Here is a 14,240-nt window from a genome sequence, read left to right as displayed (position 1 = left end):
AAAAGTTTTTTAGAGTCGAATCTAAGTTAGCGATTATAAATTGAATATTTGATAGGGTTGTTGTGTTGATTTTACAATTGCTTCCGTCCTTTCCGGGTGTGTGTCTGATATAAATAATTGACCAAAAGTGGCACTGTTTACCATTTCTACGATTTTAGCAACGCGATTTTCGTCTAATTTGTCAAAAATATCATCAAAAAGAAGTAATGGTTTTACACCACTTTGTTTTTTTAGAAATTCAAATTGTGCTAATTTTAAAGCAATTAGAAATGATTTTTGTTGGCCTTGTGAGCCAAACTTCTTAATCAAATGTCCGTCAATTTCAAAGGCTAAGTCGTCTTTGTGCGTGCCTACGCTTGTATATTGCAACGCCCTATCTTTATTTATATTTTCATGAAAAAGACTCAGTAAATCTTTTTGAAACAAATGACTTTCGTAGACAATTTGCACGGCTTCTTCATTTCCAGCAATGGCATAATGATGTTTATTAAAAATAGGAATAAACTCTGCTATAAACTCTTTTCTTTTTTCGAAAATATAACTCCCAAAAGCGTCTAATTGTTCATTATATATCGCTAAGGTGTCTTTTTCGAAAACATGATTTAAGGCAAAATATTTTAATAGTGCATTGCGCTGGCTCATCACTTTTTGATACTGAATTAATTTTTGTAGATATTCAGGATTTGATTGAGAGATAACGCTGTCCATAAATTTTCTACGCGTTTCGCTTCCTTCTACAATTAAGTCGCGATCTGCAGGGGAGATAATCACTAAAGGAATAAATCCTATATGATCCGAGAATTTATCGTAGGCTTTGCCGTTGCGTTTTAATATTTTTTTCTGCCCTTTTTTTAAACTGCAAACAATTTGCTCTGTGCGTTCGTTTTTGACGAATTCAGCATCAATTACAAAAAAATCTTCTCCGTGTTTGATATTTTGTACGGCCAAAGGGTTAAAATAACTCTTTCCGTAAGCTAAATGATAGATAGCGTCAAGCACATTCGTCTTACCAATTCCGTTTTTACCTACAAAGCAATTGATCTTACCTTCAAACTCAAAAGTAGCTTCTGCAAAATTTTTATAATTGAATAAGGAGATTTTTTTTAAATACATTTAAGGCTTGCTGGTATTGAAGATTTTATTGTTTTTGAGTGGTATTTATTGAGTGGGTAAAATTATTGAAAAATATCGATATAATACTCTTTTAACGTTTTTCTGTTGTTAAAGTTTTATCTTTGTAATGATAAGATGATGCGCTAAATAAATAGTTTTTTTATATTTAAATATAAAAATCTTGTTTTTTTGCGTGGGTTTGAATAAAAATTTTATTTTTGCGGTTCACTAAATATAAATTTAAATGGCTACTTACAGTAAAAGAGGATATAAGGCTCCAAAAGAAAAGGAAGTAAAAGATACAGTTGAAGATGTTAATATTGACGGAACAGACAGTACTACTGAAGAAGTTTTTTCGAAATTAGACGAAACTGCTTCTAAAACGGAAGACTGGGTAGCTAAGAATCAAAAAGTAATTATTGGTTTTGTAGGTGCTGTTGCTTTACTTACTGTAGGGTATTTAGCGTATCAAAAGTTTATTGCAGAGCCAAAACAACTTGAGGCGGCAGATGAAATGTTTGTTTCACAACATAATTTTCAATTAGCTACTGAAGGAGTTGCTAGTGATTCACTTTATAAATTAGCATTAAACGGATCAGAAGGGAAATTTGGATTCATAAAAATCGCAGATGAGTACTCAGGTACTGATGCAGGAAACTTAGCTAATTACTATGCTGGTATTGCTTACTTGAACACAGGTAAATATGCTGAGGCAATTGATTACTTGGGTAAATTCAAATCAGAAGATATTGTTTTGAGTGCTTTAGCAAAAGGAGCAATTGGAGATGCATATTCTCAAAAGAATGAACAACAAGAGGCTTTAGATAATTATTTAAAAGCAGTTGCTGCTAATAAAAATGATTTTACTACACCACGTTTCTTGTTGAAAGCTGGAAAAACAGCTTTAGCTTTAGGTAAAAAAGAAGATGCTTTAAAATACTTTACTGATATTAAAGATAATTTTGATACCGCTCCAGAAGCAGCACAAGTTGATGCTTTAATTGGAATGGCACAATAATCAAAATTCAGATTTAAAATCTAAATTTAAAAAATAATACAATGGCTACCGTAAATAAAAATTTATCTGTTTATGATAAAAGCACACTTCCTAAGGCGAAAGATTTTCGTTTTGGGATAGTAGTTTCTGAGTGGAATGATACCATTACTGAAGGACTTTATAAAGGAGCTTACGATGCTTTTTTAGACAATGAAGTGGTTGATTCTAATATCATCCGTTGGAATGTTCCTGGGAGTTTTGAGCTTATTTATGGTTGTAAAAAAATGTTGCAAACTCAAAATGTTGATGCAGTAATTGCTATAGGTTGTGTTATTCAAGGGCAAACAAAACATTTTGATTTTGTATGTGAAGGTGTTACTCAAGGAATTAAAGACCTGAATGTTCAAACGGATATTCCAGTTATTTTTTGTGTGCTTACTGATAATACAATGCAACAATCTTTAGATAGAAGCGGTGGTATTCACGGAAATAAAGGTACTGAGGCTGCTATTGCTGCAATCAAAATGGCTTTTATTCGTCAACAAGCCTCTTTAACTCACGAATATAAAAAACAAGCTTTACTAGCTTCTGGACAATTGCAAATTGAAGATTTGCCTTTGAAAATAGAAGAATAAAGAAGTAAATATTTCATTATGAAACCTATACTGTTCTAAAAATGGTATAGGTTTTTTTTGTTTTATTTATGACGGTCTAAAGGCTTAAAGCCAATGGAAATTTGTTAAATTTGTATACTTTATAAGCTTACTAGCTTAATTTTTTAAAACTTCAAAATAAAATTTTTAATGTCGAGTATAATTCAATTACTTCCTGATCATGTTGCGAACCAAATTGCTGCTGGAGAAGTAGTTCAAAGACCAGCGTCAGTTGTTAAAGAGCTACTTGAAAATGCTGTTGATGCTAATGCAACGGATATTAAATTGATTATAAAAGATGCTGGAAAAGCATTAGTACAAGTGATCGATAACGGAAAAGGAATGAGTGTTACTGATGCTCGTTTGTGCTTTGAACGTCATGCTACTTCAAAAATTAGATTAGCCGAAGATTTATTTTCATTGAGTACTAAAGGATTTCGTGGTGAAGCTTTGGCTTCTATTGCAGCAATTGCTCATGTTGAAATGAAAACCAAACAAGATCAAGAAGAACTAGGGACACAAATTGTTATTGAAGGGAGTAAATTTGTCTCTCAAGAAGTGGCTGTTTTGCCAAGAGGGACTTCATTTGCAGTTAAAAATTTGTTCTTCAATATTCCTGCACGACGCAATTTTTTAAAGTCGGATACGGTAGAATATCGTCATGTTGTTGATGAGTTTCAACGTGTCGCATTGGCACACCCAAAAATATCTTTTACCTTTTACCATAACGGAAGTGAGATGTTTAATTTGCCAGTTTCAACAATGAGACAGCGAATTGTAAATATTTTTTCAGGTAAAACAAATGAAAAATTAGTTCCAGTTCAAGAAGAAACAGATATTATTATTATTCAAGGATTTGTAGGTAAACCTGAATTTGCTAAGAAAAGTAGGGGAGAGCAGTTCTTTTTTGTAAATGATCGTTTCATAAAAAGTGGTTATTTGCACCATGCGGTTATGGCTGCTTATGATGGTGTTTTAAAAGATGGTGCACAACCTAGTTACTTTTTGTATTTAACAGTACCGCCAAATACAATTGACATCAATATTCATCCTACCAAAACAGAAATTAAATTTGATGATGAACATGCTTTATATGCCATTTTAAGAGCATCTATAAAACACAGTTTAGGACAGTTTAATGTAGCTCCAGTTTTAGATTTTGATAGAGATTCTAATTTAGATACACCTTATAGTTATAAGGATTTACAAGGGGAAACGCCTACGATACAGGTGGATAGGAGTTTTAATCCGTTCTCTGATGATAAAATAAACAAACATTATTCCTCAGCTTCCTCGGCATCGTTTCCGTCTTCTTACCCTAAAAAGTCAGAGCAAGGGCCTAGTTGGGAAAGTTTGTATGTAGGTTTAGATAATGATTCAGGGAATAATAGTGACGAGATTTCGTTTGAAAGCGAAGCGGTTACAGGGTCTTTATTTAATGATGAAGATGTAGAGCAAACAGTTAATAATGCGTACCAAATTCATAAAAAATATATTGTATCTCCTATAAAATCAGGAATGGTTATTGTGGATCAACAGCGTGCACATCAACGTGTTTTGTACGAGCAATTTTTGACTAATATGACAGTGCAACAAGCGTCAAGTCAGCAATTGTTATTTCCTTTGGATTTGTATTTTTCATCTGTAGAGATGGAACTTATTGAGGAATTGAAGCTGTCTTTGATAAATACTGGTTTTGTTTTTGAAGAAACTAAGGCGGATCATATTATGATTTCAGGGACACCGGTAAATGTTACAGAAAGTGAAGTTTCATTAGTGCTGGAGCAATTATTAAGTGATTTGCATGATGGAATACCAGAGAGTAGTTTTAGTCAAAATGATACAATAGCTAAATCAATGGCCAAGAGTTTAGCTGTAAAAACAGGGACTTCATTAACGGTTAAAGAGCAAGAGAATTTAGTCAATGGACTTTTTGCTTGTAAAGACCCAAATGTTTCCCCATTTCAAAAACCCACTTTCATCACCATGCGTGTGGAAGATATAGATAAAAAATTTGCATTATGAAAAATTTAACCGAAGCAGTAAAGCAATTATTGATAATTAATGTGCTGTTTTTTATTGGCACACAAATCGTAGGAGATGGTGCTTATAAATTTCTAGCCATGTATTTTCCTGAAAATGAAAATTTTCATTTTTGGCAAATTATTACCCACATGTTTATGCATGGCGGGTTCATGCATATCTTCTTTAATATGTTTGCCTTGTATTCTTTTGGCTCTGTTCTTGAGAATATTTGGGGAACTAAAAAGTTTGTTTTCTTTTATATTTCTTGTGGTTTAGGTGCTGCTTTATTGCATACAGGAGTTAATTATTACTTTTTTAACGAAAGTTTGAATACGCTTATTGCAAATGGTTTTTCTAAAACAGAAGTTTTACAACTATTAAATGAAGGTAAAATTAATACACAATGGCAAGAATTATTAACAGTTTCTGAATTTCAAAACTTCACTGGTGCTTATATGGGTACGGTTGTAGGAGCATCTGGTGCTATTTACGGTTTACTAGTGGCTTTTGCGTTTATGTTTCCTAATGCTGAGTTAGCACTTATGTTTATCCCTGTGCCTATTAAAGCAAAATACTTCGTGCCAATATGGATGCTTTTATATGATGGTTTTTTTGGTATCTTAGGTAATTCTTTCATGGGGATTGGTCAAGGTGTTGCGCATTATGCTCATATAGGTGGTGCAATTACAGGTTTGATTATGGTGTGGATTTGGAAAAAAAACCAGTTTAATAATAAACGTTGGAACTAAATAATGCTTGCGTGAAGAATGGAGTATAAACGCTAAACTAAAAGGATGAATATTTTAGAAGATTTAAAATTACAATACAAGCTTGGAGGAATAGCACATCGGTTGATTTACTGGAATGTTGGTTTTTTTCTGATTTCATTGGTTTTTTTCTACAACTTTCAAGGAGGTAGTTTTAATTTTCCGTCTTGGCTTGCACTAAAAACAGATCCTAATCCTTTTATCTATTCTCCTTGGACGCTTTTAACTTATGCTTTTTTTCATGATGGTTTGCTGCACTTGTTTTTCAATATGATTATATTGAATTTTTCAAGCAGGTTGTTTTTAACTTTTTTTACTCAAAAGCAATTTCTGGGATTGTATTTTTTGAGTGCTGTTTTTGCAGGAATTGTTTTTATAACAAGTTATTACTTTTTAAATATAAGTTCAGGTATTGTAGGCGCTTCGGCAGCAATTATGGCAATCTTAGTGGCGGCAACTACCTACCAACCATTAATGAATTTGCGATTAATGTTTATTGGTAATGTGAAATTATGGCATGTTACTGCGGTGATTTTAATTTTAGATCTTATGCAGTTTCGTTTGGGCAATACGGGAGGTCATATTTCGCATTTAGCGGGTGCTTTTTTTGGATTTGTGTTTATTCAATTATTAAAAAACGGAACTGATTTAAGTAAGATGGTTACCGCTGTGGTCGATTTTTTCACTAATTTATTTAAAAAATCAAATAAGACACCTTTCAAGAAAGTACATAAAAATTATCAACCTCCTGTTAAGGAGAGGGCTACGTTAAAAATAATTACTAAGGATAAAGCACAACAACAAATTGACGAGATATTAGATAAAATTAGCCAATCAGGTTATGATAGTTTGTCTAAAGAAGAGAAAGAATTTTTGTTTAAAACAGGTAAATAATAATTGTATTTAAACGTTGTAACTGTAGCACAATAATCACTGAACAATCAAAAATATGAAAAACCTTTCTTGGTTCAATAAAGGCATGTATTTATTAAATATGTTGTTAATATTGGTAACATTTATTGCGTATGTGCTTCCTTTTCTGGCACCAAAAATGTTTCCTATTCTTTCAGTGTTAACGTTGATCATGCCGCTATTTTTTATACTTAACGGCTTGTTTTTTATATATTGGGGTATCCAGTTTAAAAAGACGATGGTGTTGTCAGGTTTGGTACTATTAATGGGGATCACTTTTATAAATAAATTTTATAAGTTTTCAGCAAAAGAACTTCCTGATGATGATAAGGCTTTTGTTGTAATGAGTTATAATGTTCGTTTATTTAATCTTTTTAAATGGTTGGATAAAGAAGATGTTCCTGGAAACATACTGTCTTTTATTAATGATAAGAATCCGGATATTTTATGTATTCAAGAGTACTCTAATTCAGCTAATATTGATTTGAAAGTATACCGTCATAAGTTTATTTTAATGCAGGGGAATAAGATTAAAACAGCGCAAGCTATTTTTTCGAAATTTCCAATTATTAAAGAAGGAAATATTGCGTTTCCTAACTCGAATAATAATGTAATCTACGCTGATATAAAAAAAGGGAAAGACATCATTAGAGTGTATAATATGCATTTACAGTCTATAAAAATATCTCCAGATGTAAATGAGATTTCCGAAAACATTGATGTCATCAATCAAGAGAAATCACAAATGATGCTTTCTAGAATCAGTAAAGCTTTTAAGCAGCAGCAACAGCAAGCAGAGATTTTTAAAGAGCATAAAAAAGATTGTAATTATCCTATTATTATATGTGGAGATATGAACAATAGTGCATATTCTTATGTGTATCGCGGAATAAAAGGGGGGTTAAAGGACGCTTTTGAAGAAGCCGGTGTTGGCTTTGGAAAAACATATAAATTTAGATATTACCCAGCAAGAATTGACTATATATTTGCTGATGCAAAAATGAAAGTCAAAAAGTTTGAGACCTTCTCTGATTTTGAAAATTCAGATCATTACCCTATAATGGCCGAGCTTTCTATGGATTAAAATTTTTAGACTATATTCTATTCTTAAAGCGTTTGTTCTTTTAAGTAATCTACAGTAAACTTCCCTTCGTTAAATAATAAGTCTAGTATGCTTAAGTTGTTTATAAAGCCATGTTTGTCATCAAAAACTTGTGTATAGGCAGCAAATGAAGAAGTATCTTTCTTTCCATTTACTAGATTGCGATGATCCAAGAAGAGATTTAGATTTACTTCATGATGGTATACTGTAGTGGTATCAAAATCAAATTTTTTACGCAAACTTTTAGATACAAAATCTAGAGTTTCATAATTTAAATCCAATAAAAAATTGTGTTTTTTTTCGAAAATTAAACGCAAGTCGTCTTCAAAAAACTCAAAGAACGGGGAGTTTTTATACGCTGTTTCTAGTGATTTGTAGTGCTGTTTTTGCCAGTCAAAGTCGGAATCAATTTGAATGTCTTTCGTTTTTTGGTGCCCTAATTTAGCATGTCTAACTGGAATGTTTAATAATTGTATTCCGTTTGGACTATAAATATAAGTTCGGTTACGATTTGTTTGCTTTTGAAAATTATCTTCTATTTCATAAATCACTTTATCAGCTTGTGCTATAGCAACAAAATGACTTATTGAAGGGAAGTAGGTAGGATGTAATAACGTATTCATTTTTATGTAAATTAAAAGTATTACTAAAATAGAAAGTCATAAAGTACTCTTTTAGGAATAACTTTATGACTTTCGATAATTAAACTTTTGATTATGCTTTATTCTCTTTTCTTTTTTTCCAAAAGTATTCACCAACAAAAAATGCTGCCAATGCAATTAAGAAAAACTTAAAGTAGGACTGTGGTTGTCCTTCTCCACTTACTGTGGTGAAAACTCTGTCCCAGCGCACTTTATTGAATCCTTTTCCGTTTGTATCCCAGCTCATCCAGATAAAAACAGGTTTACCTACAATATGGTTTTCAGGAACAAAGCCCCAGTAACGACTGTCTTCGGAGTTGTGGCGGTTGTCTCCCATCATCCAGTAATAATTTTGTTTAAAAGTATAGTCTTTAATGACTACCCCATTTAATCTGATTTCATTGCCAGTTACCTTTAAATCGTTCTTTTCACCATTATCATTTAACTCGTATGTGCTAATTATTCTTTCATAAAAAGGAAGTGTTTCACTATTAAGTGCTACAGTTTTTCCTTTTTGCGGAATGTATATTGGTCCCAGGTTATCTTGATTCCAATTAGTGTTGTGAGGGAAAATTCCACTTTCAGGAGTCTTAGCGATACGTCTTGTAACTGCAGTTATTCCAGGAATACTTTTTAAATATTCAGCACTAGCTGCGGTAAGAGCACTAAACATTAGTGTATCTCTTTTTTCGGGATTCTTGAAATAAGCAGGATCTGTAATGTCTAATTTTTTTAATAAGTACTCAAAGTCTATGTTTGTTTTACCGTCTAAAGCAACTTCATAAGAAAACTGAGGTTTAGCTCTTTCAGGTAACTGCAGCACTTTGCCGTCTATGTAAACAATTCCGTCTTTTACAGAAAGTCTGTCTCCAGGAATACCTACGCATCTCTTAACGTAGTTTGATTTTTTATCTACAGGTTTGATAACTCCAGGTCTTCCTTTAGGTTCAAAAAAGTAATGAACAGTATCAACAGGCCAGTTAAATACAACAATATCTGTACGTTTAATATCTTCAACTCCAGGCAATCTAAAATAAGGTAATTCAGGCCATTTTAAATATGATTTGCTTTTTGTAAGCGGTATAGAATCATGAACCATAGGTAATGCTACAGTGGTCATAGGTACTCTAGCGCCATAATTTACTTTACTCACAAATAAGAAATCACCAATAAGCAATGATTTTTCAAGAGAAGAAGAAGGAATTGTAAAGGGTTGTACAAAATAAGTATGTACAAATGTAGCTACAATTACGGCAAATAATAGAGAACTTACTGTATCTGCGGCTTTATTTTGTGGACTTAAAGTTCTGTCAGCGGTATAGTTTAAGTCTTGTGTGTAATTAACATAGTAGATGTATAAACCACAAGTAATTATTCCTAAAAAAGTGTCTAAGCTAGTTCTTTTTCCAAAACTTCTTAATGTTTCAATCCAGATTACTGGAAACATAATTAAGTTAATAATTGGGATGAAAAGTAATAAGGTCCACCAAGTTGGTCTTCCTATGATTTTCATTAATACAATTGCATTGTAAACAGGAATTGCTGCTTCCCAACGCTTTCTTCCTGCGGCTTCATATAATTTCCATGTTCCTAAAAAGTGAACAATTTGAATCAGTAAAAAAAACACAAACCATTGATATAGTGTCATAATTATATATTTAAAGTTGAGGCAGTCACGCCTTTATAGGCAAAATTATTTTAGATCCAGTACGTCTTTCATGGAGAATATTCCTTCCTTTCCAATGATCCATTCAGCAGCTATTACAGCTCCTAGTGCAAATCCCTCACGGTTGTGAGCAGTATGTTTTATTTCAATACTATCCACTTCAGAATTATAGTTTACGGTATGTGTTCCAGGAACACTACCGATTCTTTTTGCTTCAATATGAATTTGGTTGGCTTCAGGATTTTGTAAAGTCCACGCTGTATAAGTACTATTTTCTATAATTCCTTTAGCTAAAGAAATAGCCGTTCCGCTTGGTGCATCTAGTTTTTGTGTGTGATGAATTTCTTCCATTGTCACATTATAGCTATTTAGTTTAGCCATCATTTTAGCTAGATATTCATTAAGTTCAAAAAAGATGTTTACACCAAGGCTAAAGTTAGAACTGGAGATAAAAGCACCTTTTTTTTCTTGGCATAACTGTACCATCGCATCATAATGGTCTAACCATCCTGTAGTTCCTGAAATTACAGGTACATTTGCATTGAAACAATTTGAAATATTACTAACAGCAGCCAAAGGAACACTAAAGTCTATAGCTACATCCGCATTTTCAAGTCCGTCGTAACTATTGTTTTGGTCTTTTTTTAGGACAATCTCATGTCCTCTTTCAAGAGCAATTCTTTCGATTACTTGGCCCATTTTGCCATATCCTAAAAGTGCAATTTTCATTTGATATATTTTTGATAATTTATAAGAAAGGCCAAAAAGAAGGTTTCTTTTTCGATTCTAAAAACTATAGTTAAGTGTTAGTCCTACGTTTGTTCTATATGTTACATCATTTGGGTAAAGAACAGGTTTAAGAGATAAATTTCCGTCAACATTAAACTGCAGTAAGGCAGCATCAACATTAGCGTCTATAATATTTAAAGCGTAAAATGCTGCAATAAATAATGCAGATAAATCTCTATTGCGTTGATACACTTTTTGAGCAGCAATTAAACGGCTGTCATCTAAATTAGATAAACTATCATCAGTATACCCTTCTAGTCTACGTTTATAAGCATCTCTAAATAAATGGTATTTTTTATTGCTATCTAAATAGAAATAAAGGCTCGTTCCTATAGCACCATATACTAAAGGAATTTTCCAATATTTTTTATTATAAGCTTGCCCTAGACCTGGAAGTATGGCAGAATAAAACGCTGCTTTTGCTGGTGTAAGTGGATCAATATTGTTACTAGTTGATTTTAAGGTGTCTTTTACTGTTACAGGTAAAACTGTTTTTACCTGCGCTAAAGCAGAAAAGCTACTTAGAATAAAAAATAATAATCCTATGTGCGTTAACTTGTTCACCTATTTTTTAATTAATTCAAGTATTCTATTAAAATCTTCTTCTGATTGAAACGGAATTGTGATTTTTCCTTTTCCGTTACCAGCAACTTTTACATCAACAAGATTTCCAAAGTAGTCATTGAAAACCTTCTTTTCAGATGGGTCAATTTCGAATGAAGCTGTCGCGGGTTTTGTAGTGGTTTGTGGCCTTAAACCTTCATGATGTTTTTTTACCAACGCTTCGGTATCACGTACAGAAAGATTTTGGCTTACAATTTTATGATAAATATCTGTCTGAACGTCTAAATCTTCAATATTGATTATAGCGCGACCATGTCCCATACTAATAAAGCCATCACGAATTCCGGTTTGGATAATTGGGTCCAGTTTTAATAAACGTAAGTAATTAGCAATTGTAGAGCGTTTTTTTCCTACGCGATCACTTACTTGCTCTTGAGTTAATTGAATTTCATCCATTAATCGTTGGTATGAAAGAGCAATTTCAATTGGGTCTAAGTCATGACGTTGAATGTTTTCAACCAATGCCATAACTAATGATTCATTATCATTAGCGATACGAATGTAAGCAGGAACGGTGGTTAATCCTATGAGGGTTGAGGCACGTAAACGACGTTCTCCAGAGATTAATTGAAATTTATTATAATCTAATTTACGAACTGTTATAGGCTGAATTACTCCAAGTTCCTTGATAGATATGGCTAATTCTCTTAATGAATCTTCGTTAAAATTGCTACGAGGTTGAAACGGATTTATTTCAATAGCACTAATTTCAAGCTCAATTATATTCCCTACAACTTTGTCAGCGTTTTTATCATTTACTGATTGAATATCATTTTCAGGATCTTTTAATAATGCTGATAATCCTCTTCCTAAGGCTTGTTTTTTAATTGCTTTTGCCATAAAACTATTTACTGTTTTTCTTTATAATTTCTTGCGCTAAGTGCAAATAGTTGATTGCTCCTTTGCTTGTTGCGTCATAATTGATGATGCTTTCTCCAAAACTTGGTGCTTCACTAAGTTTTACATTTCTTTGAATAATAGTTTCAAAAACCATATCATTAAAATGTTTTTGAACTTCTTCAACTACTTGATTTGACAAACGTAGTCTTGAATCATACATAGTCAATAACAATCCTTCAATATCAAGGTCAGGATTATGGATTTTTTGGATACTTTTAATGGTATTCAATAATTTACCCAATCCCTCAAGTGCAAAATATTCGCATTGAATAGGGATGATAACTGAATCGGCTGCTGTTAATGCATTTAGAGTAAGTAAGCCTAAAGAAGGAGCACAGTCTATAAGGATAAAATCATATTCATCTTTAACACTTTCTAATGCTTTTTTAAGCATGTACTCTCTATTTTCTTTGTCTACTAATTCAATTTCGATCGCAACAAGGTCAATATGTGCAGGAATAACATCTACATTAGGTGCTGAGCATTTAATGGTAGCTTCTTTTGGAGTGTTGCTGTGTTCTAAGATTTGATAAGTTCCTATCTCTACACTCTCTACATCAATTCCTAATCCTGAACTAGCATTAGCTTGTGGATCAGCATCGATAATTAATACTTTTTTTTCTAAAACTCCTAGAGAAGCAGCAAGATTTACTGATGTTGTAGTCTTTCCAACTCCTCCTTTTTGATTAGCAATCGCAATGATTTTGCCCATGTGATTTTGTATATTTTGAACCGTAAAAATACAATTTATTATGGTTTCTAAAAATCTATTTTGTTAACATTTGTTAAACATTGATTTGTTGGGCTTTGATAACATAAAAGTGTATGCTCTATCTATTATTTTTATTTAGGTTTTTATTTTTTTTAAAATAGTTTGCAAAAGTAAAAAAGAGTTGTATCTTTGCACCCGCGTTACGGGGTGTAGCGTAGCTCGGTTATCGCGCCTGCTTTGGGAGCAGGAGGCCGCAGGTTCGAATCCTGCCACCCCGACTAAAACCTTCTTGTTCTACAAGAAGGTTTTTTTTATGCTTAAAAATGAACTTTTGTTTTCGATTTCATGTAAGTTAATTTTAAGAATTTCATTTCTCTCCAATACTTAATAATAGTATGTTTTTATTTTGAAACTTCTTGATCATAATTTAATTTGAACTCTTTTGGTGAAATATTGTGTTTCTTCTTGAAAGCTCTGTTGAAGTTCGAAAGTGAGTTAAAGCCGGCTTTATACGATATTTCATTTATAGACATATCTGTTTCAGTTAATAATTTGGTTACGACTCCCAGTCTATAATCTTGTAGATAACTTGTGAAACTATGGTTTGTTCTTTTTTTAAAATAATGACTAAATGCGGATTCAGACATATTTACCATTTCAGCTATTTTTGAGAGTTTGATTTCACTGTTATAATTGTTTTTAATGTAATTGGTAATGAGTGAAATTCGTCTACTCTCTCTATTTTGATTATAATTAGCACTTGGCGGACTGCTTAAAACTTTAATGTCTTTGGAGGTTGATAAAATATGCAGTATTTCAAGAAAAGTCAGAAAAGATTTAAAATCGGTGTTTCCTTTAATTGTTGCAATCTTCTCAGTAATTAAATCTTTAGTCGGATTTAGAAATGAAATACCGCACTTTGAAAGTTCTAACAGTTTTTTTATATCTTTTGATACTGCGTAACTCATTATTTTTGAATGTAAAAAATGTTCTTGAAATTGTATAGTTACTACTTGTGCATTGCTTATTATACTTTCTGATTTCCAAATATGTTTTAATTCAGGTCCTAAAAGTGTTAAATCTGTCTCCTCGCATTTTTCAAAAGAATCTCCTACTGTTCTAGAACCTTTAAAATTTGAAATTAAATTTAATTCATATTCGTTATGAAAATGTAAAGGATAATCAAATAAAGCATTTTCATGTTTTAGAATCACAAATGGATCATCTGATTTAATTGGGGTAACTTCTTTGATTGATTTCATGAAATATAATGGTATGACGTAATTTGCTTTTGAAAGATATTCAAATTTAATAATTTAAAATTAATTTGATGATTATT

14 protein-coding genes and 1 tRNA gene are annotated in these 14,240 nt (G+C 32.1%); 7 read left to right on the top strand and 8 right to left on the bottom strand.

From position 1 onward, the window contains the following. Positions 1–33 precede the first annotated feature (33 nt). Entirely contained in the window at positions 34–1,113 is a 1,080-nt protein-coding gene (recF, locus tag ACVEGE_RS03055) for a DNA replication/repair protein RecF (RefSeq protein WP_173856394.1), read from the bottom strand. A gap of 244 nt (positions 1,114–1,357) precedes the next feature. Here recF and ACVEGE_RS03050 point away from each other — a divergent pair, with 244 nt between their 5' ends. The 6 genes from ACVEGE_RS03050 (at position 1,358) to ACVEGE_RS03025 (ending at position 7,551) form a co-directional block, all read left to right on the top strand. After that, entirely contained in the window at positions 1,358–2,131 is a 774-nt protein-coding gene (locus tag ACVEGE_RS03050) for a tetratricopeptide repeat protein (RefSeq protein WP_192500161.1), read from the top strand. 41 nt (positions 2,132–2,172) lie between these two features. Further along, the gene (gene ribH, locus ACVEGE_RS03045) at positions 2,173–2,745 is read left to right on the top strand and encodes a 6,7-dimethyl-8-ribityllumazine synthase (RefSeq protein WP_192500160.1); all 573 of its coding nucleotides are present in this window, start codon (positions 2,173–2,175) and stop codon (positions 2,743–2,745) included. Positions 2,746–2,913: 168 nt separating this feature from the next. Next, positions 2,914–4,788: a DNA mismatch repair endonuclease MutL gene (mutL, locus tag ACVEGE_RS03040; RefSeq protein WP_192500159.1), complete on the top strand. Its 1,875-nt coding sequence runs from the start codon at positions 2,914–2,916 to the stop codon at positions 4,786–4,788. Then, positions 4,785–5,537, top strand: coding sequence for a rhomboid family intramembrane serine protease (locus ACVEGE_RS03035; RefSeq protein WP_173852827.1), 753 nt, complete (start codon positions 4,785–4,787; stop codon positions 5,535–5,537). Before mutL ends, ACVEGE_RS03035 begins: the two co-directional genes overlap by 4 nt. Positions 5,538–5,582: 45 nt before the next feature. Beyond that, positions 5,583–6,449, top strand: coding sequence for a rhomboid family intramembrane serine protease (locus ACVEGE_RS03030; RefSeq protein WP_192500158.1), 867 nt, complete (start codon positions 5,583–5,585; stop codon positions 6,447–6,449). A 55-nt stretch (positions 6,450–6,504) separates the two neighbouring features. Beyond that, positions 6,505–7,551, top strand: coding sequence for an endonuclease/exonuclease/phosphatase family protein (locus ACVEGE_RS03025; RefSeq protein WP_192500157.1), 1,047 nt, complete (start codon positions 6,505–6,507; stop codon positions 7,549–7,551). Between the two features lie 23 nt (positions 7,552–7,574). On the opposite strand, the gene ACVEGE_RS03020 is transcribed toward ACVEGE_RS03025, so the two are convergent. From ACVEGE_RS03020 to ACVEGE_RS02995, 6 genes are all read right to left on the bottom strand, one after another. Continuing rightward, positions 7,575–8,192 carry a WbqC family protein gene (locus ACVEGE_RS03020; RefSeq protein WP_192500156.1) on the bottom strand — a complete coding sequence of 206 codons (618 nt, stop codon included), beginning with the start codon at positions 8,190–8,192 and terminating at the stop codon, positions 7,575–7,577. A gap of 91 nt (positions 8,193–8,283) precedes the next feature. Next, the gene (lepB, locus tag ACVEGE_RS03015) at positions 8,284–9,858 is read right to left on the bottom strand and encodes a signal peptidase I (RefSeq protein ID WP_192500155.1); all 1,575 of its coding nucleotides are present in this window, start codon (positions 9,856–9,858) and stop codon (positions 8,284–8,286) included. A 45-nt stretch (positions 9,859–9,903) separates the two neighbouring features. Then, entirely contained in the window at positions 9,904–10,605 is a 702-nt protein-coding gene (dapB, locus tag ACVEGE_RS03010; protein ID WP_192500154.1) for a 4-hydroxy-tetrahydrodipicolinate reductase, read from the bottom strand. Between the two features lie 57 nt (positions 10,606–10,662). Beyond that, on the bottom strand, positions 10,663–11,229 hold the full coding sequence (locus ACVEGE_RS03005) for a DUF5683 domain-containing protein (RefSeq protein ID WP_173852833.1): 567 nt from the start codon (positions 11,227–11,229) through the stop codon (positions 10,663–10,665). Then, a complete protein-coding gene (locus tag ACVEGE_RS03000; protein ID WP_192500153.1) occupies positions 11,230–12,129 on the bottom strand; it encodes a ParB/RepB/Spo0J family partition protein in 900 nt (299 codons plus the stop codon). It lies immediately after the preceding gene. Positions 12,130–12,133: 4 nt separating this feature from the next. After that, positions 12,134–12,901 carry a ParA family protein gene (locus ACVEGE_RS02995; RefSeq protein ID WP_173856403.1) on the bottom strand — a complete coding sequence of 256 codons (768 nt, stop codon included), beginning with the start codon at positions 12,899–12,901 and terminating at the stop codon, positions 12,134–12,136. Between the two features lie 203 nt (positions 12,902–13,104). Here ACVEGE_RS02995 and ACVEGE_RS02990 point away from each other — a divergent pair. Continuing rightward, positions 13,105–13,179 (top strand) — tRNA-Pro (locus ACVEGE_RS02990). Between the two features lie 123 nt (positions 13,180–13,302). On the opposite strand, the gene ACVEGE_RS02985 is transcribed toward ACVEGE_RS02990, so the two are convergent. Continuing rightward, entirely contained in the window at positions 13,303–14,163 is an 861-nt protein-coding gene (locus ACVEGE_RS02985) for an AraC family transcriptional regulator (protein ID WP_192500152.1), read from the bottom strand. Between the last annotated feature and the right edge of the window lie 77 nt (positions 14,164–14,240).

It is taken from the genome of Flavobacterium sp. PL002 (assembly GCF_054165825.1).
This window is presented reverse-complemented; position numbering and strand designations above follow the sequence as displayed.

Bases quoted from the DNA above. Each gene is read 5' to 3' on its own strand.
- ACVEGE_RS03035 (WP_173852827.1), top strand. From the start codon at position 4,785: ATGAAAAATTTAACCGAAGCAGTAAAGCAATTATTGATAATTAATGTG.
- ACVEGE_RS03020 (WP_192500156.1), bottom strand. From the start codon at position 8,192: ATGAATACGTTATTACATCCTACCTACTTCCCTTCAATAAGTCATTTT.
- ACVEGE_RS02985 (WP_192500152.1), bottom strand. From the start codon at position 14,163: ATGAAATCAATCAAAGAAGTTACCCCAATTAAATCAGATGATCCATTT.
- ACVEGE_RS03030 (WP_192500158.1), top strand. From the start codon at position 5,583: ATGAATATTTTAGAAGATTTAAAATTACAATACAAGCTTGGAGGAATA.
- recF (WP_173856394.1), bottom strand. From the start codon at position 1,113: ATGTATTTAAAAAAAATCTCCTTATTCAATTATAAAAATTTTGCAGAA.
- ACVEGE_RS02995 (WP_173856403.1), bottom strand. From the start codon at position 12,901: ATGGGCAAAATCATTGCGATTGCTAATCAAAAAGGAGGAGTTGGAAAG.
- mutL (WP_192500159.1), top strand. From the start codon at position 2,914: ATGTCGAGTATAATTCAATTACTTCCTGATCATGTTGCGAACCAAATT.
- ACVEGE_RS03050 (WP_192500161.1), top strand. From the start codon at position 1,358: ATGGCTACTTACAGTAAAAGAGGATATAAGGCTCCAAAAGAAAAGGAA.
- ribH (WP_192500160.1), top strand. From the start codon at position 2,173: ATGGCTACCGTAAATAAAAATTTATCTGTTTATGATAAAAGCACACTT.
- ACVEGE_RS03025 (WP_192500157.1), top strand. From the start codon at position 6,505: ATGAAAAACCTTTCTTGGTTCAATAAAGGCATGTATTTATTAAATATG.
- lepB (WP_192500155.1), bottom strand. From the start codon at position 9,858: ATGACACTATATCAATGGTTTGTGTTTTTTTTACTGATTCAAATTGTT.
- dapB (WP_192500154.1), bottom strand. From the start codon at position 10,605: ATGAAAATTGCACTTTTAGGATATGGCAAAATGGGCCAAGTAATCGAA.
- ACVEGE_RS03000 (WP_192500153.1), bottom strand. From the start codon at position 12,129: ATGGCAAAAGCAATTAAAAAACAAGCCTTAGGAAGAGGATTATCAGCA.